This window comes from Prevotella sp. LMAG:51 (assembly GCF_008680225.1).
Lineage (GTDB): Bacteria > Bacteroidota > Bacteroidia > Bacteroidales > Bacteroidaceae > Prevotella > Prevotella pectinovora.
This window is the reverse complement of record NZ_NALQ01000026.1, coordinates 239,980-263,458: the sequence shown is the minus strand read 5'-3', so window position 1 is coordinate 263,458 and position 23,479 is coordinate 239,980. Positions and strand designations below refer to the sequence as shown.

Below are 23,479 nucleotides of genomic sequence, written 5' to 3'. Positions count from 1 at the left end.
CATAAACCACTACACATCATGAGAATACGACTGATTTGTCTGTATGCACTGCTCATCGTGGCAACGGTATCCGCCGGTGCACAGGAGCTGATAGCCAAGATAACCATCAACCACAACCAGATACAAGGCACCGATGCCAGTGTCTTCGACAATCTGAAGGAGACGCTGGAGCAGTTTGTCAACGACAGGCAGTGGACGGATTATCAATTTCAGAAAAACGAAAGAATCGTGTGCAACTTCAACATAACGGTGACTAAATACGACCAGTCATCGAACAAGTTCACATGCAATGCACTAATACAGGCAAACAGACCGGTATACAACTCGGCATATAACACTACCTTATATAATAATAAGGACAACGACTTCAACTTCGAGTTCGCACAGTTCGACCAGCTCAACTTCAATGAAGAACAGATAGACAACCAACTGACGGCTCTATTCGCCTATTACGCCTATCTCATCATCGGACTCAACCTCGACAGCTTCTCACCAATGGGAGGTGAAGACATACTGCAGCGCTGTATGAACCTCACCAACAATGCCCAGAACCTGAACTTCACGGGATGGAAATCATTTGAGACCGACAGAAACAGATTCGCCATCATAAACGACTACCTCGACGGAGCGATGAAACCGTTCAGACAACTGCAGTATGACTACTACAGAACTGGACTCGACGAGATGGCAAACAATGTGGAACGCGGAAGGACGAACATCACCACCGCTCTCGAAACCAATCTCAAGAAGGCTCATGACGACAAGCCGCTGAGCAGTCTGCCTGCTATATGGACTGACTTCAAGAAAGACGAGCTGGCAAACATCTATAAGGGCAAGGGCACGCAGAAGGAGAAAGAGGCCATATACGAACTGCTGTTCTCCATCAACCCATCGCAGAACAACTCGTGGGAAAAGATAAAAGAATGACAAGGAGGAAGATTTTCAAATGATTTTCTTACCGAATATACTCTCTATACAACCACTTTAGCAGAAAACAGAAATGCTGAAACAACTATATATCAAGAATTTCGCACTCATAGACACGCTCGATATGGAATTCTTTCCTGGGTTCTCTGTGATAACAGGAGAAACAGGAGCCGGAAAAAGCATCATACTCGGAGCCATAAACCTGCTGCTCGGACAGAGAGCTGACTCCAGACAGATAAAGAAAGGAGCTGACAAATGCGTAATCGAAGCTCATTTCGACCTCTCGAGATACGACATGAAAGCGTTTTTCGACGAGAACGACATTGAATATGATGCCAACGACACCATACTGCGAAGGGAACTTCTGGCTTCAGGAAAGAGCAGGGCATTCATCAACGACACACCGACATCACTCGCCATTACGAGAAAACTCGGCGAACAGCTCATCGACATACACAGCCAGCACCAAAACCTCATGCTAGGCAACGAGGACTTCCAGCTGAAAGTGCTCGACATTATGGCACAAAATGCAATATTACTTGAAGAATACCACTCGGCATACGACAAATTGCAGAAAGCGCGCAACAATGTGGCTGAAGCAAAAAGGGAAATGCAGAAAGCCATAGAGAACGAGGAATTCTACAGATTCCAGCTAAATGAACTGCAGGCTGCAAATCTGCAACACGGAATGCAGGAACAACTGGAAGCAGAACAAGAAAAGCTGAACCATGTGGAAGACATAAAAGGCACACTGTACCAAGTGGACGTCATGCTGAACGGGAACGGCGAGAGAAGTCTCGTAGACGACATACGCGAAGCCGCAAGGACGTTGGCTGGCATCAGCAACGTGTATCCCGAAGCTGCCGGCATGGTAGAGAGAATGGAGGACTGCCATATAGAACTGAAAGACATAGCACAGGAAGTGGGGGCAAGCATGGACGGAATAGAGATAGATCCGGAGAGACAGAAACAGGTAAACGAAACCCTCGACATAATTTACTCACTGGAACAGAAACACCACACGGACTCCGTGGACAGGCTCATAGAAAAAAGAGACGAACTGGAACAGAAGATCCTCAACATTGACAATGGTGACGAAAGACTGAAGGAACTGGAACAGAAACTCTCCGAGGCTAATGCAAACTGCAAGGAAGTGGCTGGCAGACTGACGGCAACAAGACGAAAGGCAGCGACAACGGTGGAGAGAGGAATGAAAGACCGGTTAGTGCCTTTGGGAATACCAAAGGTGAGATTCAGCATAAGCATTGAACCGAGAGAGTTCCAAAGAGACGGCTGTGATGCCGTGGCATTTCTATTCAGTGCCAACAGCAGCAGCGACATGATGCCTATTTCACAGGTGGCATCAGGAGGAGAAATCGCAAGAGTGATGCTCTCGCTGAAAGCCATGATCAGCAACGCCGTGAAACTCCCGACAATCATCTTCGACGAGATTGACACCGGAGTGAGCGGAAAGATTGCCGAAAAAATGGCACTGATAATGCAGGAAATGGCCCAAAGCAAAAGACAGGTGATAAGCATCACCCATCTGCCACAGATTGCAGCAAGGGGTACTACCCACTACAAGGTGTATAAGGAAGAAACGGAGAACGGAACTGAAAGCACAATGACAAGACTCAATGATGAGCAACGCGTAAATGAGATAGCGCAGATGCTGAGCGGATCAGACATCACCGATGCAGCAAAGCATAATGCCAAAGACCTGTTGGGAGCATGAAATGCCCGTAAACCCGTTTGCTTGGCAAGAAGAATCCCTTATCAATCCGTCAACAAATATAAAATGAAACATATAACAATTTTCAAACTGATATTCTCATTGGCAGCATTAATTCTGCCAGCAACAGTAAAAGCACAGTCGGCAGCCGTAAAGAAAGCATCGGAAAGCGTGTTCACGCTGACCACATTCAATGCGGACGGAAGCATACATGCCACAAGTCATGGAGTGTTCGTAGGCAAGAGCGGTGAAGCAATAAGCGACCTGAAACCATTCTTAGGCGCCAGCAAAGCTGTAGTAATCGATGCAAAAGGAAATAAGAAGGACGTAACACGCATCTTGGGACTGAACGATATTTATGATGTGGTGAAATTCAAAGTGGATGGCAACACGAAACCTGCAGCCATCGCCAACACTTCAACTACGCCAGGCGGCAAACTGTGGCTTCTGCCCTACTCCAACAAAAGTACGAAACCAGAAGCAGCGACAGTGAAGAATGTGGAGAAATTCATGGATAAGTTCTCATACTACATCTTCGACTATTACGCAAAGGAGACAACTGAAGCTTGCCCGTTCGTCAACGACAATGGTGAAGTGGCAGGACTGTTGCAGACATCAACGACATCGACGGAAGCTCACGCCACTGATGCAGCCTTCATAATGCAGCTGACAACAAGCGGACTGTCGGTCACCGATGACACATACAGGAAAATAGGTATACCTGCAGCATTGCCAACGGAAAAGAATCAAGCCTTGCTGGCTCTGATGCTCGCCACACAGAGCAACGACTCTCTGAAGAGCGAGGCGACAACAAGCGACTTCATAACCGCCTTCCCCACCCTTGCAGACGGCTATGTGGCAAAGGCTGAAGCTGAGGTAAACAGAAACGACTTTGAAGCAGCACGCAAGACAATGGAGACAGCAGTGGACCGCACAGAACCCAAAGACGAAATCCATTACAACTACGCAAAGCTGATGTATATGAAGGAGTTGTACAGAAGCGATATCGCCTACGCCCCATGGAGTCTTGACAAGGCCATCGACGAAGTGACAAAGGCTTACAGCATAAACGCGCTGCCAATATACAAAGATCTGGAAGGACAGATCCTCTTCGCCAAGAAAGACTACCAGAAGGCTTATGATACATTTATGGCGCTTACAGACAGCAAACTGAAAAACGGCGATCTGTATTACAATGCAGCTCAATGTAAGGACATGATGAAGGCTCCAGATACAGAAGTGCTCGCATTGCTCGACAGCGCAGTGAACAACATCGACACGCTCAACGTGAAAGAAGGCGCAAAATATTTCATCATGAGAGGCGACGTATATAACAGGATGGAGAACTACCGTCAGGCAGTGTTCGACTATACACGCTACGAGGTGATTGAAGGAAAAAGACAAACTCCCCAATTCTACTACGTCAGAGAACAAGCTGAAGTTAAGGCAAAACTCTTCAAACAGGCACTGTCAGATATCGACATTGCCATATATCTAGCCCCTGATGAAACATCCTTCAAGGCTGAAAAAGCATCACTGCAACTCAGACTCAACCTTATCAGCGAAGCCATGCAGACTGCTGAACAATGTGTGAAAGAAGCTCCTGACTATTCAGACGGATACCTCATCCTCGGACTGGCACAGATAAACTCCGGCAAAAAGGAGGAGGGACTGGCAAACCTCGACAAGGCAAAAAATCTGGGCAACAGCCAGGCTACTTCACTGATAGAGAAATACAAGAAATGAAAACAGAATTGATTGACAAGAAACAATAACGAGAAATGCGGTTCTGTAGATTCCACATCCAACGACAAGAGGATAGAATTATCACTTGAACATGGACATGAAATCTACAGGACCGATTCCAGGACCTTATACTAATACGAAAAGGATGGACAAAGGAACAAGAATCATCGTCTCAATAGGCAGCAACTTCAACGCCAAGGAGAATATCACACTGGCAAAGCGGAAACTGGCTTTCATGCTGGGCAACGATACCGTGTTTACCAAAGAAATGTGGACAGACCCCATTGGAATAGAATCGGAGAAGTTCATAAACTGCATCTGTTTCTCCACGACGAAGCATACGTTGTCGCAAATCACGAAAGCATTCAAACAACTAGAAAAACGATGTGAGAGAAGCAAGAAGAATGACTTGATGAACAGAATAACTCTCGACATCGATATTCTGATGTATGGAGAAACGAAACTGCACATAGACGATTGGAACAGAGACTATATCAAGACTCTGATGAACGACTATGACAACAACAAGGAATTATTCATTATCGACAAGACACTATGACAAAAAAGCTATTATTACTCTCAGTCGTGGCTCTTGGATGCCAGACGACATCATTGAAGGCACAAGACTTCAACAAGTATTTCACAGAAAACACCCTGAGAATAAACTGTATCTTCGGAGGTAACGCCAACGAGCAGCATATCTTCGTGGACAACATGAATTCCATTCCAGGATGGTATGGAAGAAAGACAAGACTCGGAGAGTTTCCGGTGGAGGGAAACGCTCAATTTGAAATGAGAGACCACAAGACAGGAAAGGTGATTTACAGAAACTCCCTCTCTACCCTCTTCCAGGAATGGCAGACATACGACGAGGCCAGGACATCAAACAAATCGTTTGAAAATGTCATCCTCATGCCTATGCCTAAAGATTCCGCCGAAGTGACCATCAAACTGAAGAACAACAGGAGAGAAACCGTGGCTTCAATCACTGAGACCATTGCCCCCAAAGACGTGCTGATAAGCAAAAAAGGCAGTCACCCTACGCCATACGACGTCATTCACAAGGCTGCAGACACCTCAAACTGCATCAACATTGCCTTCCTTGCAGAAGGATATACAGAAACCGAAATGGAGAAATACATCAATGATGTCAAGATTGCGACTGACGCAATCTTCGCTCATGAACCATTCTTGGAATACAAAGACAGATTCAATGTCATTGCTGTGAAGTCGGTATCAGAAGAGAGCGGGACGAGTGTACCGTCCAAGGGCATATGGAAGAACACTGCATTGGGATCCAACTTCGACACTTTCCACAGTGAGAGATACCTTACGACACTGAACCTGAAAAAGGTACACGACTGGCTCGCTGGTACTCCATACGAACATATTATCATATTGGTAAACACCGATGTTTATGGCGGAGGAGGTATACTGAACTACTATAACCTGAGTTCCACAGGACACAAATCATTCAAGCCAGTCATCGTACACGAGTTCGGACACAGCTTCGCAGGACTCGCAGATGAATACGCCTACGATTGGGAAGAGATTCCGATGTATCCTCTCGACGTGGAACCATGGGAGGCCAATATCACCACCCTTGCCGACTTCAATGGCAAATGGGAAAGCCTCATAAAGAAAGGAACTCCGATACCTACACCTGAGACAAAAGACGAAAAGAAGGCAAAAAACAAAGTGGGATACTTTGAAGGAGCTGGATACAGGACCAAAGGTGTATACAGAGGGGTGCAGGACTGCCGTATGAGAACGAACGCCTGCAAGGAATTCTGCATCGTATGCAAAAACGCTCTCACAAAACTAATTAAATTCTATACTGGAGAATGAGAGGCATCAGAACTCTGATCATCTTCATGTTCATCACTGCTGTCTGCAACACAAGACTGCCAGGACAAACAGTCAATGGCATGCCTGACAAAGAACAGCTGACAATAGCACTGGAATACTTCAGCAGCGGCAAATACATCGAGGCGCGAAATATACTGACGCGCCTCGATAAAAGATACAAGCTGAACCCCAGGTTCAAGGCGTATATTGGATTATGCTTCTATTATACCTGGGAATATGACAAAGCCTGCAGATACCTTGACCCGTATATAGCAGACCTGGAAGTTTATGCCCCACACGAAAGAAGCGTGTACTTCTTTGCAGATGCAGAAAGCCATTTCCTGCTCGAAGAATACGACAGGGCCATACCGCTATATGAGAAAACGCTTACCGTATGCTATGGCAAAGAAAAAGGCGATGTGTTCTTCAGGCTAGCCTACTGCTATATGAACAACAAAGAATGGCAGAACACTCTCGATTGTCTAGACTCTGCATTATCATTTTATGAACAATTCGGATATCCGGAAGACAAAAGCGCAAGAGTTATTCAGATACAGAAGATGATTGGAGGATGCAAGAAAAAACTCAAACAAGGAAACAAGACAAACAAAGATAATGTAAAGCAAGAAAACACGACTGAAAAAACTAAGATGAAATGCGATTGAAACATAAGTGTATCATGAGAGAAGACAAAACAATTTTCATGTCTTGTTGTAAATGAAAAGCAAAATTTAATGCAAATAATTTGCAATAAGAGAAAATAGCATTATCTTTGCAACACGAAAGAAATACAAAAGAAATAGACCGTATCGGTTCGATCGGGATACTCATCAATAATAAAACGAAAACCGAGATGATTTCTTTTGCTAATGGCGGGCCACATTCCCCAGCAATGAGGATAGCTGTAAAGCCGGTGGATTACAAAGGCGGAGAACTCTCAAATCTTTCTAGCTCGGAGTTTCATCACATCATCGGTGCGGTCTTTTTTTAAAATACAAAAGCGGTGGCACTTCGTCAAGACACGAAACACCGCTTTTCTTCTTGAAATTTTAAATCATAAAAACTTTTATAAATATGTTCTCAGGAATAGTAGAAGAATTCGCTACTGTGACCAACATACACAGATATGGTGGCAATATCGATTTTACACTCACATGCTCATTTGTAAACGAACTCAAAATAGACCAAAGCGTATCTCACAACGGTGTATGTCTGACCGTAGTGGAGATAAAGGACAATACATACACCGTGACGGCTATGAAAGAGACACTTGACAGAACGAATCTCTCACTACTCGAAGTGGGAGACAAAGTGAACGTGGAGAGGTCGATGATAATGAATGGAAGACTCGACGGACATATAGTGCAAGGACATGTTGACGAGACAGCAAAGTGCATCGACATGAGAGATGCCGACGGCAGCACATATTTCACCTTTGAATACAAGAACAACAAAGAGATGGCACAGCGTGGATATTTTACAGTGGACAAAGGTAGCGTAACGGTGAACGGAGTGTCGCTCACGGTTTGCGAACCAACCGACAATACCTTCACTGTCGCCATCATACCATACACAAGGGAAAACACGAATTTCTGCGATATACAGGTGGGAACAGTGGTAAACATCGAGTTTGACATTCTCGGCAAATATATAGCAAGGCTGAAACATTTTGACTGATAATGTTTCATGTAAAAAAAGTGAAGCAAAACGACACATAAAGCCTAATCATGAAAACCATACGAAGGAGTCTATGATAAATTGCCATACCCTACACATTTTTTCATGACAGGACAATAACAGAGAAAAACATAAACATGGAAATAAACAAATCGGAATTCGTCATAAGCAGTGCTGAGACAACCAAATGTCCAAACGACAACAAGCCGGAATACGCATTCATAGGCAGAAGCAACGTTGGCAAATCTAGTCTCATAAACATGCTCTGCAGACACAAAGGATTGGCCAAGACATCTGCCACACCAGGAAAGACCCTGCTCATAAACCATTTCATAATCAACAATGAATGGTATATAGTTGACCTGCCCGGATACGGATATGCCAAGAGGTCCAAGACCGTGCAACGTAAGCTCGAACAGATGATACAATCATATATCCTGCAGAGGGAACAGCTTGTAAATCTATTCGTGCTTATAGACATCAGACACGACCCACAGAAAATTGACACCGACTTCATAACATGGTTGGGACAAAGCGGCATACCATTCTCTATAATCTTTACCAAGGCTGATAAAATAGGAAACATGCAGAAGGCGCAAAAAGCAGCCAACAAATATATGGACACCCTAAAAGAAACATGGGAGGAACTGCCTCCCTATTTCGTGACAAGCAGCGACAAGGCTTTGGGAAGAGACGAAGTGCTCGACTACATTGAAGGAATAAACCGGGAATTGACAACAGAAGATTAATATTTGATGAGCATACAAACAAACGAGTTGACAAGACATTACTCAGAAAAACGACAACAAACATAAAATGGTGTGTCAACTTGTCTACTCGTCAATTTGACTATTCGTTTACTAAATACACACACTATGGCAAGTCAGAAACCTTTTCTTGACGTACAGAACCTGACAAAGACATTCGGAGCACAGGTGATTTTCGACAATATATCATTCAGCATTGCAGAGGGACAGAAAGTCGGACTAATAGCAAAAAACGGAACAGGAAAATCCACACTGCTATCCATACTGACAGGCAAAGAAGACTACGATGCGGGAAACATTGTATATAGCAACGGAATAAAAGTAGGATATCTGGAACAATCGCCGACCTTCGACCCAAACGAAAGCGTGCTCGACGCATGCTTCAACCACGACGGCAAAGAAGAAAAGATACTCAAAGCGAAACAGATCCTCACACAACTGAGGATAGCCGACCTCAACCAGCCTATGGGACAACTAAGCGGAGGACAGCAAAAAAGAGTGGCGTTAGCTAATATACTCATCAACGAACCCGACATGCTCATTCTGGATGAACCTACCAACCATCTCGATATAGAAATGACGGAATGGCTAGAAGGATTCATCGGCAGAGGAAACAAAACGCTGCTTATGGTTACACACGACAGGTTCTTCCTCGACAGAGTATGTTCCATAATACTGGAACTCGACGACTTCACCATATATAAATATAAAGGCAACTACAGCTACTATCTGGAAAAGCGACAAGAGCGGATAGACAATATGAGAACTGAAGTGCAGAGAGCTAACAACCTTTATAAAAGGGAACTGGAATGGATGAGAAGAATGCCGCAGGCGAGAGGACACAAAGCGAAATACAGAGAAGACGCATTTGTAGAGCTTGAGAAAGTGGCAAAACGGAAAATCGAAGAAAGACAACTCCGACTCAAATCAAGCAATGTTTATATCGGAAGCAAGATATTTGAATGTCAATACGTGTCAAAGGCTTTTGATGACAAAGTGATACTCAAAGATTTCTACTACAACTTCGCCAGATACGAAAAAATGGGTATAGTCGGAGACAATGGAGCAGGGAAATCAACATTCATAAAACTTCTGTTAGGAAAAATACAGCCAGACTCAGGAAAATTTGACATTGGAGAAACTGTGAAATTCGGGTACTTCTCACAGGAAGGACTCAAATTCAATGAAGAACAGAAGGTGATAGACGTCATAACAAACATAGCTGACTATATAGACGTGGGAGGTAAGAAACATTTGTCAGCATCACAATTCTTGCAATATTTCCTTTTCACACCAGAACAGCAACACAACTACGTGTATAAGCTAAGTGGAGGAGAAAAGCGAAAACTATATCTTTGCACGATACTGATGGCAAATCCCAACTTTCTCGTACTCGACGAGCCAACAAACGATCTTGACATCCAGACACTACAAGTGCTTGAAGAATACCTTGTGGACTTCCCCGGTTGCGTTATCGTAGTAAGCCATGACCGTTATTTCCTCGACAAAACCGTAGACCATCTACTTGTATTCGAAGGAAATGGAGAGATAAAGGATTTTCCAGGAAACTACACCCAATACCGTGATTGGAACAGCATAATAACATCTGAAGAAAGAGAAAAGAAGGAAAAAGAGAAAAAAGTCACCGTACCCTCAAAACATAAAGAAAGCCAACAAGGAGGGAAAAGGAAAATGACTTACAAGGAGAAATGCAAATATGAACAACTGGAAAAAGAAATTACAGAGTTGGAAAAAGAACAGAGACACATAGAAGAAGCTCTCAACTCAGGCACACTAACTGTGGATGAACTGACCAATAAGAGCATCAGATTCTCTGAAATTAAACAGATAATTGACCAAAAGTCATTAGAATGGCTCGAATTGGCTGAGATAGAAGGATAAAGCAAAAATACAGATTTCAACACGACAAACATAGAGGATTCTATAAATTGATTTCAAGTCGCGTCTGAATATAATGATATTTACGACATGACAAGGAACCGCAAGTTAAATTTGGTTAACCAATAGGTAAATTACCAATTAACAAAGCAAATGTTTGAAGAATGTTTTGTATATTTGCAAAATCATTAGAAACACCCTTTGTTTCTGTTTTTTTGAAACGAAAATCATATAATTTTTTCACACATAATTTATTATGTATAGCAAAGACGAATTACTATCGAAGGATATCTCCGAATTGGAGGATATTGCTAACAATATTGGAGCACAGACCAATCCGTCTGACTCAAAAGAGGTTATTGTATACACTATCCTGGACAAACAGGCTGAAGTGGAAGGCAACAAGAATCCTCTTGGCACAAAACGCAAAAGAACAAGGATAACGAAAAAGGAAACTGACAAAGTTTATTCAGTCAAAGGTGCTACTGGGGAAAACTTCGACTTAAAGAAAAGCAAGACGACACCAGCAACCAGCCAATTGCCGCTTTTTGAGGAGCCTGTTGCCGACAGCAAAGACTCTAAGTCTGCAGAAACAGAATCGGCAGAAGAGGCCACTCCTAAAAAAAGGACAAGAAGGACAAAAGCCCAGAAACAAGCTGATGAACTAGCAAAAGAAGCTGCTGAGACCATTCAGGAAATTGCAGAAATGAAGCCAACTCCAGAATCAACCGAGACTGAAGAAAATCAAAATATAGGTGAGACAACAGAAACCATCGCCCCTTTGTCAGCAAACGAAGAACCAAGCATGGAAGAGCCCTCAATATCTAAGAAAACAGATAACACAGACGACATCATGACCGCCACACCTGAGGCACAGTTCGCATTAAGCGACAACGACAGCGAAGACGGTGATATACAGGCTGACCTTATTGCACAGCTTCAGGCGAAAGTGAATGCCCACAACGAGAAAATTGAAGAGTCATATGAAGCAGGGATTGCAGAAAATAAAATTGACGAAGTGTGGGAAGGAGATCCTGGTGATGGTACCGACTTCATAACTATAGTAGACTTGCCAATAGAAGACCAAACAGCAATGCCCAACTACGACATGTTTGACAATCTAACCGCATCGGTTACAAATGACAACATGTTTGCAGTTGAAGAGAAACAGGAGACTCAATACAATTTTGACGACATAATAACGGCAAACGGCGTATTAGAAATTATGCCTGATGGATATGGTTTCCTAAGATCCAGCGATTACAACTATTTGTCATCGCCAGACGACATATACGTCTCGAACGCACAGGTTAAGAACAACGGACTGAAGACTGGTGACGTGATAGAATGCCATGTGCGACCACCACACGATGGAGAAAAGTATTTCCCTCTGACATCAATAGATAAAATCAACGGAAGGACTCCATCAGAAGTGAGAGACAGAATGCCTTTTGAACACCTTATTCCATTATTCCCTGAAGAGAAGTTCACATTATGCGGCAACCCTGCAACAACAAATCTAAGCACGAGAATTGTAGATCTCTTCGCTCCAATAGGTAAAGGTCAGAGAGCCTTGATCGTGGCACAACCAAAAACCGGTAAGACCGTACTCATGAAAGATATAGCCAACGCTATAGCAGCTAACCATCCAGAAGCTTACCTCATGATGCTGCTTATTGATGAACGTCCGGAGGAAGTTACCGACATGGCCAGAACTGTAAATGCAGAAGTAATCGCCTCTACTTTCGACGAGCCAGCAGAAAGACACGTAAAGATAGCAGGCATCGTATTGGAGAAGGCCAAGCGTATGGTGGAATGTGGCCACGACGTAGTGATATTCCTCGATTCAATAACACGACTAGCACGTGCATACAACACTGTTGCTCCTGCAAGTGGAAAAGTTCTCACCGGTGGTGTTGACGCAAATGCCCTGCAGAAACCGAAACGTTTCTTCGGTGCAGCACGAAACATCGAAAATGGTGGCTCGCTGACCATTATCGCAACAGCTCTTATTGACACTGGCAGCAAGATGGACGAAGTAATCTTTGAAGAGTTCAAAGGTACAGGAAACATGGAGCTCCAACTCGATCGCAGCTTGAGCAACAAACGTATATTCCCTGCAGTAAACCTTGTTGCGTCAAGTACACGTCGTGACGACCTGCTACATGACTCTACTACACTGGAACGCCTGTGGGTAGTAAGAAATTCCATTGCCGACATGACTTCCGTAGAAGCAATGAACACTATCGGAGAGTATATGAAGAAAACAAGATCCAACGAAGAATTCCTAATGGCTATCAATTCGTAAAAGGACTTATCAAAACTGATTATACTTCACAATAGACGAGAAAACAAGCAGAAGAGTTAATGTGAGAGTTTTCAGAATATCTGGAACTATTCAAGAAGACAATTTTCCTTGTTTTCTCGTCTTTACTTTTATACACTCGTCAACATTAGTGTCCCTATTTTAACGGGACACTAATGACGGAAAGTCAATAAAAAAAGGAAGCCATGTGGCTTCCTTAAGTCGTTTTGCAGAAAAGAATAATTTATTCTGCCTCGTTTGAAGTCTCCTCAGCAGGTGCTTCAGATGCTTCGCTTGCCTTAGCAGCTTCAATTGCAGCTTTCTTTTCTGCAACTTTCTTGGCGATAGCTTCATTGACTTTCTTCTCCTCGGCCAAATTCTTCTCGTAAGTTGCCTTCTTTTCATTGGCGACACCATTACGAACTGAATCGAGCTTGGCTGCCTTCTCTGACTTCCAAGCGTCAAACTTAGCCTGTACAGCAGACTCGTCAAATGCACCCTTCTTAACACCACCGCGCAAGTGCTTCATCAAATAAACGCCCTCGCCTTTCAAGATGTTACGAACAGTGTCAGTTGGCTGTGCACCAACTTCTACCCAATAAAGAGCACGATCAAAATTCAAATCTACTGTGGCTGGATTAGTGTTTGGATTATAAGTACCAATCTTTTCAGTAAACTTTCCATCACGTGGAGCTCTAACGTCAGCGATTACGATGCTGTAAAAAGCATAGCCCTTACGACCACCGCGCTGTAATCTGATTTTTGTTGCCATTTAAATTTTTATTTTTAGGTTTGAATTTAATGCCATTAACTCGTAGTGGCGTGCAAAGTTAATAAAATAATATGATTTGTCGAATGTTGTTTCGTAATTTTGAGTATATTTTAACAAATATCACTAAAAAACATCAAGCATTGATTAAAATTAACTATTTCGACTTCTCTAATCTTACTCCGCATTCCATTCCCTCGACACCTGACAGGTATGAACTGATTGTGCCAAGCATAGAATTATTGTACATTGCTCCTGCAGCACTTGCAAATTTAAGGAGCTTTGTCGCATCCATGACAATCAGCAATGAATTACCGTCAATCTGTGTGGTTCCCATTATCTGCTGAATTCCACCTGAATATGTCAGTTTCACATTCTTGCCTTCAATGGTATAGGTCCCGGTGACAGTTTTCTTGGCAATTGTCTGTGTGAAATTGCCTTTCTTGTCAAAGGTCATCTTGAACTTCCCTGCCTTAATGCCATATTTGTTAAATACAGTGTTAAGTTTATTCTCAATAGCTGTTGAAACTAGCTTTCCTCCTGCTTGTTTCAGAAGGCTTGAGCTTTCAAACACCACAGCTGGTTCTTTATAAACCCACGTTCCGACAATCTTGTCAGCAGTAGCGACTTTGCTGTTTTGGAAAATAGATGTAAGCCCCTCATAAATATCTGAAACCTTACTTCCTTCTGTCTTACTGCCGTTTTGCTTGTTTGACATTCTGTCAGCTACGTTACCCAAGATTCCACCTAGAATATTCTGAGATGATGCAACTGATGCCCCTCCAAACCACAAAGAAGCGACTACCATGGTCTTGATAAATAAATTCCTCATGTTCGTTTTGTTGTTAAATTAACTAAATAATATATGTTATAGTCCTTGTCCTGCAGGATTCATTGCTTGCTCTCGCCAGTGTATCATAACAAGTTGAAAATGCCGGTTGGCTGTCTGCGTCGAAGAATATCTACTTCTATATCGCCTCCCATACGCAAGCCATTTTCTTGAAATTCCTTTTCTATTGTCTTTCTCAATAGCTCAGGATGATTGTTCTCTTCACTTAAATGGCAGAGCCAAATGTGCTTCAAGCCTTTCATATAGCATTCACATATAGTCTGAGCGCATTTTACATTGCTCAAATGTCCATTCCCGCCTGCTATTCTATCTTTAAGATATTGTGGATATGGACCATTCTGTAACATCGATTCGTCATGGTTGGCTTCCATAACCAGATAATTGCATTTTCTTATATTGTCTCGGATAGTATCTGTAATATGTCCAATATCTGTCATGAGGCCAAAAACGACGTCATGATATTCTATTGTATAGCCCACATTACCACAACTGTCATGCGGAACGTCAAAAGGAGTGATCTTGAAGTCACCAATCTCTATGGTGTCATCTCCAGGTAAGAAAACCCGTTTGTTTGCCGCATTAATTTTCTTTCGTACACAATAGTTTTTTTGTATTCCTTTGTGGACTGCTTCTGTAGCGTAAACAGGAATCTTGAAATCATTACTTATTGCCCCTACTGACTTGACGTGGTCTGCATGGTCATGTGTCACAAGTATAGCGTTGATTTTAGTAAAGGACAATCCATATTCCTGGAAATATCTTTTCATGGATCTTATACCAACGCCAGAATCCAACATTAATATAGTATTATCCGACATTAACAGATAACTGTTTCCGCTGCTACCGCTGCCAAAAGATATAAATTTTAGCATTTCGTTCGTTATTTTATTCTTTAAATGTGCAGTCTAAAACCTATATGTATTTACCTATCGAACTGCATTAATCGTGCAAAGGTACAAAGTTTTAGGTTAAATAATAAAGAAAACAAAACATTAATTCGCTTTTCGCGGAAGTTTTACGCTGGAAAATATGCGACAAATGTACGACATTGGTAATTATTCTATTAAAAGTAGCTTACATTTAAATGAAAAGTAACCTATATTGTGGATATAAGTAACTGTTTTAAATGTGCAGAACAGCTATTTTTATACGCCAAAGAATGCATATTGCGACGACATTGTTTTAAAGACCAACATATCCAATGACTTTGATAGAAGTGTGCCTAAATATCATTCAAAGGACAAGCTGTTCAACTTATTTTTCAGTTCCTCTGCCTTCGATCTCCTTATTGAGAGTGTAATCGTACAGGTGTTGTCAAACTCTTGCGAAATAATCTGTGGTTCCATTGTTTTTACTACTTTCATGACCCCGTTCATCATGACATATGGGAAAGTGAATGTTATTTTTTCCTTAATGTACTTCTCTTCAATAACGCAATGTGACAATGCATCTGCAGCTGCGGTTCTATACGCTACAATCAACCCTCCGGTGCCAAGATTTACACCTCCATAATATCTTATGACGACTATAAGAATGTCAGTGAGGTCATTTGATACTATTTGTCCATAAATCGGTTTTCCTGCGGTGCTGCTTGGTTCTCCGTCATCATTCATTTTATAGTCTGCCTTATCAGCCCCTAATACATATGCATAACAGACATGTCTTGCGTCATAATATTTTTTTCTATAGATAGATAATATTTCTCTTATTTGTGCTTGTGATTCTACATGATGGGCAAAAGCAAGAAACTTGCTGCGTTTCTCACTGTAGAAGCCCTCCCCTATTGTTTTTGTGATTGTCGTGTATTTATCTTCCACTTTTAATACTGTAATTTCTTGATGACGATTATCCTTACTCTGTTTTAATCAAAAGTAGGCGCACCAATAATAAAATTATTGAGTGCGCCTTATTTAGTGTGTTCCCTGTTTCTTATGCTAATTCATGGATGATAAGTCCTGATCTGAGTTTAGGTTCAAACCATGTTGCCTTAGGTGGCATGATCTTGCCACTGTCTGCGATATCCATTATTTGCTTCATTGTTACAGGATAAAGTGCCAAAGCCATCTTCATCTCACCTGAGTCGACTCTGCGCTTAAGCTCTTCCAATCCTCTCAAACCGCCGACAAAGTCAATTCTCTTGTCTGAGCGGAAATCCTTAATTCCAAGAAGTTCGTCGAAGATAAGTCTGCTTGACACATCAACGTCGAGAACACCAATTGGGTCATTTGGATTATAAGTACCCTCCTTAGCAGTCAGACTATACCAATTTCCGTCAAGGTACATAGAGAAATTGTGCAATGCTGTCGGCTTGTACAGGTCAGTTCCCTTGTTTTCAACGATAAAGTTCTTCTCCAAGGCCTTGAGGAAATCCTCTGATGAGTAACCGTTCAAATCTGTCACAACCCTGTTGTAATCAAGAATTGTCAACTGAGAAGCCTGGAAACAAACAGCCATGAAGTAGTTGTACTCCTCATTGCCTGTGTGGTTAGGATTCTGTTTTGCTTTTTCTGCACCAACCAGAGCTGCAGCTGCAGAGCGGTGGTGACCATCTGCAATATACAAAGACGGCATTGCAGCAAATTCATTGGTAATGAGATCTATGTCTTCCTTGTCTGAAATCACCCAGAACTTATGGCCGAAGCCGTCAATAGGAGCTATGAAATCGTATTCCGGCTCTGTCTTCGCATATTTTTCAAGCAGGGCATTAAGCTTTTCGTTATCAGGATATGCAAAGAAAACCGGCTCAATGTTAGCGTTGTTTACGCGAACATGCTTCATACGGTCTTCCTCTTTATCTCTACGTGTAAGCTCATGCTTCTTGATTGTGCCGTTCATATAATCCTCTACACGAGCACCAACCACAATACCATATTGTGTCTTGTTGCCCATTGTCTGAGCATAAATGTAGTAGTGCTCTTCGTTGTCCTGAACCAGCCAGCCGTTATCCTTGAATTTCTTGAAATTCTCAGCTGCCTTATCATAAACACGTGGGTCATACTCACTTGTACCTGGCTCAAAGTCTATCTCTGGCTTTATGATATGATATAGACTCATTTCATTATCGCCAGCTTCTGCTCTTGCCTCTTCTGAATTAAGAACATCATATGGTCTTGATTCTACCTTCTCAACGAGGTTTTTCGGAGGTCTGATGCCTTTGAATGGTTTTATTGTTGCCATATCTTTATGTCAAATTTGAATTATTACAAATATGTTAGGAAATATTATTTGTTAACCTGGAACTTTGTACAACCCTCAGCAAAATAAGCATTGATCTGTTTAGCGGCTGCTATACCTGCATTAATGTTAGCCTCTGCTGTCTGAGCGCCCATCTTCTTAGGGGTGCTGAAATAACGACCTTCTGCCTTCTCTGCAAATTCTGCATCAAGATCAGGCTTGATATCTGTAACGAACTTGAGGTCTGTGCGCTCCTGCAAAAGTGCTACAAGTTCCTCTTCGTTGATAACTTCTTTTCTAGCTGTGTTAACAAGGATACCACCCTTCTTCATCTTGGAAACCAGCTCCTTGTTTATGCTCTTCTTGGTCTCGTTTGTAGCAGGTATGTGTAGTGAAACGACATCACATGTAGAGAACAACTCTTCCTGGTTGTCAACAGCATGAACGCCACTCTGCTCAATTACTTCCTTAGGACAGAATGCGTCATAAGCATAGATATCCATACCAAAGCCCTTAGCAATGCGAGCAACATTTCTTCCTACGTTGCCATAAGCTAAGATACCAAGTTTTTTACCCTTCAGCTCTGTACCAGCCTTGCCGTTGTAGAAGTTTCTGACAGCGTAAACCAATAGACCAAATACCAACTCAGCAACTGCGTTTGAGTTTTGTCCTGGAGTATTTTCAACAACAATACCCTTTTCTTTTGCGTAAGCAGTATCAATATTGTCATAGCCAGCGCCTGCACGTACTACAATCTTAAGCTCCTTAGCTGCATCAAGCACTTCTGGAGTAATCTTGTCTGAACGCACGATAAGTGCGTCTGCATTGGCTACTGCGTCAAGAAGCTGCTGCTTTTCTGTATATTTCTCCAACAATACAAGTTCATGGCCTGCATTGTCAAGCTCTGCCTTGATTCCATTAACTGCTACTGGTGCGAATGGTTTTTCTGTTGCTACTAGAATTTTCATAATTATAAGGTTTAAATTATTACACTTTAAGGTTGACTTATGATTAAATAGTCGAAAGTATTTTTTTAAATCAAAACCCATGCTTCAGTATGGAGCACGGGTTTGATTGATATTGTTTTATTCAGAATTAGTTCTGTGCTTCGAATTCCTGCATGCACTGAACGAGAGCCTTAACACCCTCTACGCTCATTGCGTTGTAGCAGCTTGCACGGAAACCACCTACTGAGCGGTGACCCTTGATGCCGACCATGCCCTTAGATGTTGCGAAATCAAAGAACGCTTTCTCAAGTTCCTTGTACTCATCGTTCATAACGAAGCAAATATTCATGAGTGAACGGTCTTCTTTTGCTACTGTGCCACGGAACAACTTGTTGCGGTCAATTTCTGCATACAGAAGTTCTGCTCTTTCGTGCGCTCTTCTGTCCATTTCTTCAACACCACCGTTCTTCTTGATCCAACGAAGAGTCTCAAGGCAGGTATAGATAGGAACTACTGGAGGAGTATTGAACATACTGCCCTTGTCAACATGAGTCTGATAGTTCAACATCGTAGGTATCTCACGTTCAACCTTACCCAGAGCTTCATCCTTAACGATAACCAATGTTACACCAGCCATAGAAAGGTTCTTCTGAGCGCCAGCGTAGATACAGTCATACTTTGCAACATCTACCGGACGGCTGAAGATATCTGATGACATATCACCAATCAGAGGAACGTTTACGTTTGGCTCCTCGCGCAGCTCAGTACCGTAGATAGTATTATTAGTTGTGATATGAAGATAATCAACATCATCTGGACAAGTCCAACCCTTTGGAATGAAGGTGTAATTGTCATCAGCAGAAGAAGCTACTTCAACAACCTCTCCAAAATGCTTAGCCTCCTTGATTGCCTTCTTTGACCACACACCAGTGTTCAGATAGGCAGCTTTCTTCTTCAGGAAGTTACATGGAATCATACAGAATTCCAATGAAGCACCACCACCAAGGAACAGAACTGAATATCCTTCTGGAACGTTAAGCAACTCTTTAATCAAAGCTGTTGCCTCGTCAATAACTGGCTGGAAATCCTTTGATCTGTGGCTGATTTCTGCCAAAGACAAACCAATACCGTTAAAATCCAGAATCTGCTTTGCAGTGTTTTCAATTACTTCTCTTGGAAGAATTGAAGGACCTGCGTTAAAATTGTACTTCTTCATTCGAAATAATAGTTTTAGGTTAATGTTTTTCAATTGCGAAGTTACGCCTTTTATTCGAACTCGCAAAATATTTTGAAGGAAATTTTGTTTAAACTGATAAAGACTTCATCTTATTGATATAATAATGTGGGATGATTGTATCAGAAACAACACATAATGATTGTAAGGTAATCCTAATGGAAAGTAAAAACTGTTGAGACACCACGAAAAACACTCTAGACGATTTCAGAATGCGCAATCAAAATGATTGTTAAGGCTTGAAAAGTATTTAAAAATTTACAATTTGTCAAATGGCTGTGATTTCACCACTACCGTAACACCTATGGTGATTTTCGTCATAGATGACACAAAACTGTCCTGGTGCAACACCATGGATGAATTCTTCTGCATGAACAACAAAATCCGAATCGCCTGTTATCTCAATTCTTCCTTTATGATACTCTGGTGTATGGCGTATTTTAAAAGTTATTTTATCCATATTGACCCTTTCTGTCAAATAATGAAAATCCATAACGGGGAATTCTTTCTTGTATGCAGTCTGAGGGTTATAGCCATGGCTGACATAGAGGATATTGTCTTGCACATTTTTCTTGACAACGAACCATGGTCCACCTCCAAATCCAAGACCTTTACGTTGGCCTATTGTGTGGAACCACAATCCGCGATGTTTGCCAATTATTTTTCCGGTTTCAAATTCTATTACGTCGCCTATGTTTTCGCCTAAATACCTGCGTATATATTCATTATAGTTGATCTGACCTAAGAAACAGATTCCCTGACTGTCTTTTCGCTTTGCATTTACAAGTTGTTCTTTTTCAGCGATTATCCTTACCTCGTCTTTCTGGAAGTGACCTATTGGGAATATAGCTTTCCGTAATTGCCATGAATATAGTTGTGCTAAAAAATCTGTTTGGTCTTTTACTGGGTCTGGACTGGTGACAAGCCATTTTCTTCCATTCTCGTCAATCTCAGTCTGTGCATAATGTCCTGTTGCAATCAGATCATATTTGTAACCAATCTTTTCATGAAATGCACCGAACTTGATCAAACGGTTGCACATCACGTCAGGATTAGGCGTAAGACCTGCCTTGACTTTTTCCATCGTATAACGAGTAACCTCACTCCAGTATTCTTTATGGCAATCGATCACAGCAAGTTTACATCCGTATTTATGAGCTACAGAGGTTGCCATTTCCAGATCTTCTTCTGATGAACAATCCCATTCTTCCTTCTCTTCTGGGCCGATTTTTATGTAAAAACAGTCTGGTGTCAGACCTTTTTCCGCCAGTTCATATAAAACGACAGAACTGTCTACACCACCAGACAATAATACTGCTATTTTCTTATCCTCTAATTTTTCCATTATTATGCTATACAGATATTTGTGTACATTTTACTAGAACTCTTCAGTTAGCGTCTGATAAATACGCTGCACCGGTAATCCCATCACATTGAAATAACTGCCATCAAGATGTTCCACTCCCACATGTCCTATCCATTCCTGTATGCCATAGGCTCCTGCCTTGTCAAACGGTTTGTATTTAGAGACATAATAGTCTATCTCAGTGTCTTGAAGTCGTTTAAATGTCACATTGGTGTTAACGGAGAAAACTTTTTTCTTTTCCTTAGTTGATATGCAGACCCCTGTGATTACTTGATGGGTTTTCCCACTTAACATTTTTAGCATCCTGACTGCATCATTTATGTCGTGGGGTTTACCAAGTATTGTATCATCACAAACGACTATAGTATCTGCCGTTATAACCATAGTGTCACCTGACAGGAGGTCGGTATAAGCAGAAGCCTTCTCTTCGGCAATATAGCGGGCAACTTCCTTGGCCGGCAGGTCTTGAGGGTATGTCTCTTTTATCCCTTCACGTACTAAAACTCTGAAGTGGAGGTCCAAACCGCTAAGGAGTTCCTTGCGGCGCGGACTTCCACTGCCTAATATGATATTATATTGTTTGATCATAAACACAATTTAGAAATGATAGCCCAATGTCAACAGCAGCTGATGCCGCTTGTTGCTTACCTTTACGGCATCACATAGATTAGACATGTCCTTTACTTCTGATTTATAATCTGTGAAAGCATGGAATTTTCCATTCTGTACAGAATACTGATATGCCAGATCAAGCGAGAATTTGTTCAATGTATAGCCAATTCCGCAAGTTACACGATTGATGGACTCCCAATTGGTATAATCCGTTGTAGACGCATAATAAGACCCTGGAGAGTTGATTGTTCCGTCCTTATAACCCACACTCTCGTATTTAGGGGAAACATAATTGTAGCCTAGGCGTATTGCCAAATTATCATCAGCCTTGAACTCCATTCCGAGTTTCAAGGTACTTACGCCTTTCAGAGTGCTTTCTGTATGGTCGTTCATCTCTCCATCTGACGAACTGTTCGAATAGTAAGTATCATAATACCAGTCATAATCGCCACCATCGTTAATTCTTGAATCGAGCGTACTGTAATCCGAATATTCATAACCTGCACCTATGGCTAGATAATTGCCGAAGGTAGTACCAAGGCTCAAGCCGAACTTCCAAGGAGTGTACAATTTGAAATCATATGACTCCCCGATATTTCCCGTGTCGTAATAGCCGAAATTGTCAGCTAATGAGCGGTTGTCAATAGTGGTGTAATTTGTTGTAGTCAGATCATACCAAATTGGAGTAGCTATCGATAGACCTATACGGAAGGGCGAACTTTCTACCGGACGGAATATAATACCAGCTTTGACATCAAATCCTGTACCAGTCACCTTTCTGTTGTCCGACAATGATGTTTTACCAATACTCTTGTCCGAACTATCTAATAACGCCTCCGTGTATTCTCCATACGATTTGTAGTGAACGTCATGAATTCCAAATGTTATTCCCAAATACACACGGTCATTTATATTGCCACTCAAGTTGAAATCGTATGTTCCGATATATCCACTGTGAGTCCTGTTGAAATCAAAGTCTGAAGCTCCTAAATAACCGTCGATGTACCCCTTGTTCTTATCGTCAAAAGCAACAGGCAAAAGGGTATTTGCATAAAGGTAGTCGACTTGGTTGAACGAGTTGTCGTTTCCGACATAAGCCCCACCCTTGTCAGAAAGGTCAAAGTACTGGTCTTGACTCTTCAGGAATGTTTGCTTGTTTTGCGAAGACAAACCATCCAATTTGCCGGTTGCAGACAATATAAAGTCAAAATTCTTACTTTTGTGATAATTGAATGCGAAATTCATGAATGAGCTACGACCTGTACGCCTGGAATAAACGAATCCAATCTGGTCAAAGCTGAGATTTGTCTTTTTACCATTTGCAAAGGTCTTACAGTCTTGTTGCGATACGATGCCGAATGAAACATTGGCAGAAGAGTGTCTGAATAGTCCAATGCCAGCAGGGTTTGAAGATATGGTGGATATATCAGCTCCCAACGCATCCAGAGCACCTCCCATACCAATATATCTTGCAGTGCCATTTAAATCCTGATCTGCAATTTTTGCATTTTCATATGTCTCCTGTGCCATGGCGCTAGAATATGCGAACAATGCTGCAGCAGAAAACAAAGCTATTTTTTTCATAATCAAATATTATATTTTAAAGTCCAATAATAACGTGTATTT

The 23,479-nt window shown here is 41.9% G+C and carries 21 protein-coding genes; 11 read left to right on the top strand and 10 right to left on the bottom strand.

Annotated elements, in window-relative coordinates; translation table 11 throughout:
* Positions 1 to 18: 18 nt before the first annotated feature.
* The 11 genes from porD to rho all read left to right on the top strand — a co-directional run bounded on the left by porD (position 19) and on the right by rho (position 12,904).
* Positions 19 to 927, top strand: a complete 909-nt coding sequence (gene porD, locus CCC32_RS10310; protein WP_022316419.1) for a type IX secretion system protein PorD — start codon at positions 19 to 21, stop codon at positions 925 to 927.
* A 73-nt stretch (positions 928 to 1,000) separates the two neighbouring features.
* Positions 1,001 to 2,662: a DNA repair protein RecN gene (recN, locus tag CCC32_RS10305; protein WP_287074246.1), complete on the top strand. Its 1,662-nt coding sequence runs from the start codon at positions 1,001 to 1,003 to the stop codon at positions 2,660 to 2,662.
* 63 nt (positions 2,663 to 2,725) lie between these two features.
* Positions 2,726 to 4,405, top strand: coding sequence for a tetratricopeptide repeat protein (locus tag CCC32_RS10300; RefSeq protein ID WP_287074243.1), 1,680 nt, complete (start codon positions 2,726 to 2,728; stop codon positions 4,403 to 4,405).
* Positions 4,406 to 4,550: 145 nt separating this feature from the next.
* The gene (locus tag CCC32_RS10295; protein WP_022316422.1) at positions 4,551 to 4,964 is read left to right on the top strand and encodes a 2-amino-4-hydroxy-6-hydroxymethyldihydropteridine diphosphokinase; all 414 of its coding nucleotides are present in this window, start codon (positions 4,551 to 4,553) and stop codon (positions 4,962 to 4,964) included.
* A complete protein-coding gene (locus CCC32_RS10290) occupies positions 4,961 to 6,253 on the top strand; it encodes a M64 family metallopeptidase (protein ID WP_044080093.1) in 1,293 nt (430 codons plus the stop codon). Before CCC32_RS10295 ends, CCC32_RS10290 begins: the two co-directional genes overlap by 4 nt.
* A complete protein-coding gene (locus CCC32_RS10285) occupies positions 6,250 to 6,918 on the top strand; it encodes a tetratricopeptide repeat protein (protein ID WP_287074240.1) in 669 nt (222 codons plus the stop codon). Before CCC32_RS10290 ends, CCC32_RS10285 begins: the two co-directional genes overlap by 4 nt.
* Positions 6,919 to 7,025: 107 nt before the next feature.
* Positions 7,026 to 7,244: a hypothetical protein gene (locus CCC32_RS10280; protein ID WP_044064804.1), complete on the top strand. Its 219-nt coding sequence runs from the start codon at positions 7,026 to 7,028 to the stop codon at positions 7,242 to 7,244.
* A gap of 83 nt (positions 7,245 to 7,327) precedes the next feature.
* Positions 7,328 to 7,930, top strand: a complete 603-nt coding sequence (locus CCC32_RS10275; RefSeq protein ID WP_022316425.1) for a riboflavin synthase — start codon at positions 7,328 to 7,330, stop codon at positions 7,928 to 7,930.
* Positions 7,931 to 8,067: 137 nt separating this feature from the next.
* Positions 8,068 to 8,679 carry a ribosome biogenesis GTP-binding protein YihA/YsxC gene (gene yihA / locus CCC32_RS10270; protein ID WP_022316426.1) on the top strand — a complete coding sequence of 204 codons (612 nt, stop codon included), beginning with the start codon at positions 8,068 to 8,070 and terminating at the stop codon, positions 8,677 to 8,679.
* A 126-nt stretch (positions 8,680 to 8,805) separates the two neighbouring features.
* The gene (gene abc-f, locus CCC32_RS10265; protein WP_287074235.1) at positions 8,806 to 10,599 is read left to right on the top strand and encodes a ribosomal protection-like ABC-F family protein; all 1,794 of its coding nucleotides are present in this window, start codon (positions 8,806 to 8,808) and stop codon (positions 10,597 to 10,599) included.
* Positions 10,600 to 10,852: 253 nt separating this feature from the next.
* A complete protein-coding gene (gene rho / locus CCC32_RS10260) occupies positions 10,853 to 12,904 on the top strand; it encodes a transcription termination factor Rho (RefSeq protein WP_287074232.1) in 2,052 nt (683 codons plus the stop codon).
* A gap of 241 nt (positions 12,905 to 13,145) precedes the next feature.
* Here rho and CCC32_RS10255 read toward each other — a convergent pair whose 3' ends face one another.
* From CCC32_RS10255 to CCC32_RS10210, 10 genes are all read right to left on the bottom strand, one after another.
* Positions 13,146 to 13,673, bottom strand: a complete 528-nt coding sequence (locus tag CCC32_RS10255) for a 30S ribosomal protein S16 (RefSeq protein WP_022316429.1) — start codon at positions 13,671 to 13,673, stop codon at positions 13,146 to 13,148.
* A gap of 154 nt (positions 13,674 to 13,827) precedes the next feature.
* On the bottom strand, positions 13,828 to 14,502 hold the full coding sequence (locus CCC32_RS10250; RefSeq protein ID WP_278839691.1) for a lipocalin-like domain-containing protein: 675 nt from the start codon (positions 14,500 to 14,502) through the stop codon (positions 13,828 to 13,830).
* An 83-nt stretch (positions 14,503 to 14,585) separates the two neighbouring features.
* Positions 14,586 to 15,392, bottom strand: coding sequence for an MBL fold metallo-hydrolase (locus CCC32_RS10245; RefSeq protein ID WP_022316431.1), 807 nt, complete (start codon positions 15,390 to 15,392; stop codon positions 14,586 to 14,588).
* A gap of 357 nt (positions 15,393 to 15,749) precedes the next feature.
* Positions 15,750 to 16,337 (bottom strand): IMPACT family protein, encoded by a 588-nt coding sequence (locus CCC32_RS10240; protein WP_278839692.1) that lies wholly within the window; start codon positions 16,335 to 16,337, stop codon positions 15,750 to 15,752.
* Between the two features lie 112 nt (positions 16,338 to 16,449).
* Positions 16,450 to 17,697 carry a DUF1015 domain-containing protein gene (locus tag CCC32_RS10235; protein ID WP_022316433.1) on the bottom strand — a complete coding sequence of 416 codons (1,248 nt, stop codon included), beginning with the start codon at positions 17,695 to 17,697 and terminating at the stop codon, positions 16,450 to 16,452.
* A 44-nt stretch (positions 17,698 to 17,741) separates the two neighbouring features.
* Complete coding sequence (locus tag CCC32_RS10230; protein ID WP_022316434.1) at positions 17,742 to 18,662, bottom strand: NAD(P)-dependent oxidoreductase; 921 nt, start codon at positions 18,660 to 18,662, stop codon at positions 17,742 to 17,744.
* A 127-nt stretch (positions 18,663 to 18,789) separates the two neighbouring features.
* On the bottom strand, positions 18,790 to 19,857 hold the full coding sequence (gene serC, locus CCC32_RS10225; protein ID WP_022316435.1) for a 3-phosphoserine/phosphohydroxythreonine transaminase: 1,068 nt from the start codon (positions 19,855 to 19,857) through the stop codon (positions 18,790 to 18,792).
* A gap of 286 nt (positions 19,858 to 20,143) precedes the next feature.
* Complete coding sequence (mnmA, locus tag CCC32_RS10220; RefSeq protein ID WP_287074226.1) at positions 20,144 to 21,220, bottom strand: tRNA 2-thiouridine(34) synthase MnmA; 1,077 nt, start codon at positions 21,218 to 21,220, stop codon at positions 20,144 to 20,146.
* Positions 21,221 to 21,253: 33 nt separating this feature from the next.
* A complete protein-coding gene (locus tag CCC32_RS10215) occupies positions 21,254 to 21,829 on the bottom strand; it encodes a Maf family nucleotide pyrophosphatase (protein WP_022316437.1) in 576 nt (191 codons plus the stop codon).
* Between the two features lie 9 nt (positions 21,830 to 21,838).
* Complete coding sequence (locus tag CCC32_RS10210) at positions 21,839 to 23,437, bottom strand: OmpP1/FadL family transporter (protein ID WP_287074222.1); 1,599 nt, start codon at positions 23,435 to 23,437, stop codon at positions 21,839 to 21,841.
* Between the last annotated feature and the right edge of the window lie 42 nt (positions 23,438 to 23,479).

Excerpts from the sequence above, each read along its gene's own strand:
- CCC32_RS10255 (WP_022316429.1), bottom strand. The coding sequence starts at position 13,673 with ATGGCAACAAAAATCAGATTACAGCGCGGTGGTCGTAAGGGCTATGCT.
- CCC32_RS10300 (WP_287074243.1), top strand. The coding sequence starts at position 2,726 with ATGAAACATATAACAATTTTCAAACTGATATTCTCATTGGCAGCATTA.
- abc-f (WP_287074235.1), top strand. The coding sequence starts at position 8,806 with ATGGCAAGTCAGAAACCTTTTCTTGACGTACAGAACCTGACAAAGACA.
- CCC32_RS10290 (WP_044080093.1), top strand. The coding sequence starts at position 4,961 with ATGACAAAAAAGCTATTATTACTCTCAGTCGTGGCTCTTGGATGCCAG.
- CCC32_RS10210 (WP_287074222.1), bottom strand. The coding sequence starts at position 23,437 with ATGAAAAAAATAGCTTTGTTTTCTGCTGCAGCATTGTTCGCATATTCT.
- CCC32_RS10235 (WP_022316433.1), bottom strand. The coding sequence starts at position 17,697 with ATGGCAACAATAAAACCATTCAAAGGCATCAGACCTCCGAAAAACCTC.
- rho (WP_287074232.1), top strand. The coding sequence starts at position 10,853 with ATGTATAGCAAAGACGAATTACTATCGAAGGATATCTCCGAATTGGAG.
- serC (WP_022316435.1), bottom strand. The coding sequence starts at position 19,857 with ATGAAGAAGTACAATTTTAACGCAGGTCCTTCAATTCTTCCAAGAGAA.
- CCC32_RS10245 (WP_022316431.1), bottom strand. The coding sequence starts at position 15,392 with ATGCTAAAATTTATATCTTTTGGCAGCGGTAGCAGCGGAAACAGTTAT.
- recN (WP_287074246.1), top strand. The coding sequence starts at position 1,001 with ATGCTGAAACAACTATATATCAAGAATTTCGCACTCATAGACACGCTC.
- CCC32_RS10230 (WP_022316434.1), bottom strand. The coding sequence starts at position 18,662 with ATGAAAATTCTAGTAGCAACAGAAAAACCATTCGCACCAGTAGCAGTT.
- yihA (WP_022316426.1), top strand. The coding sequence starts at position 8,068 with ATGGAAATAAACAAATCGGAATTCGTCATAAGCAGTGCTGAGACAACC.
- CCC32_RS10285 (WP_287074240.1), top strand. The coding sequence starts at position 6,250 with ATGAGAGGCATCAGAACTCTGATCATCTTCATGTTCATCACTGCTGTC.
- porD (WP_022316419.1), top strand. The coding sequence starts at position 19 with ATGAGAATACGACTGATTTGTCTGTATGCACTGCTCATCGTGGCAACG.
- CCC32_RS10215 (WP_022316437.1), bottom strand. The coding sequence starts at position 21,829 with ATGATCAAACAATATAATATCATATTAGGCAGTGGAAGTCCGCGCCGC.
- mnmA (WP_287074226.1), bottom strand. The coding sequence starts at position 21,220 with ATGGAAAAATTAGAGGATAAGAAAATAGCAGTATTATTGTCTGGTGGT.
- CCC32_RS10250 (WP_278839691.1), bottom strand. The coding sequence starts at position 14,502 with ATGAGGAATTTATTTATCAAGACCATGGTAGTCGCTTCTTTGTGGTTT.
- CCC32_RS10275 (WP_022316425.1), top strand. The coding sequence starts at position 7,328 with ATGTTCTCAGGAATAGTAGAAGAATTCGCTACTGTGACCAACATACAC.
- CCC32_RS10295 (WP_022316422.1), top strand. The coding sequence starts at position 4,551 with ATGGACAAAGGAACAAGAATCATCGTCTCAATAGGCAGCAACTTCAAC.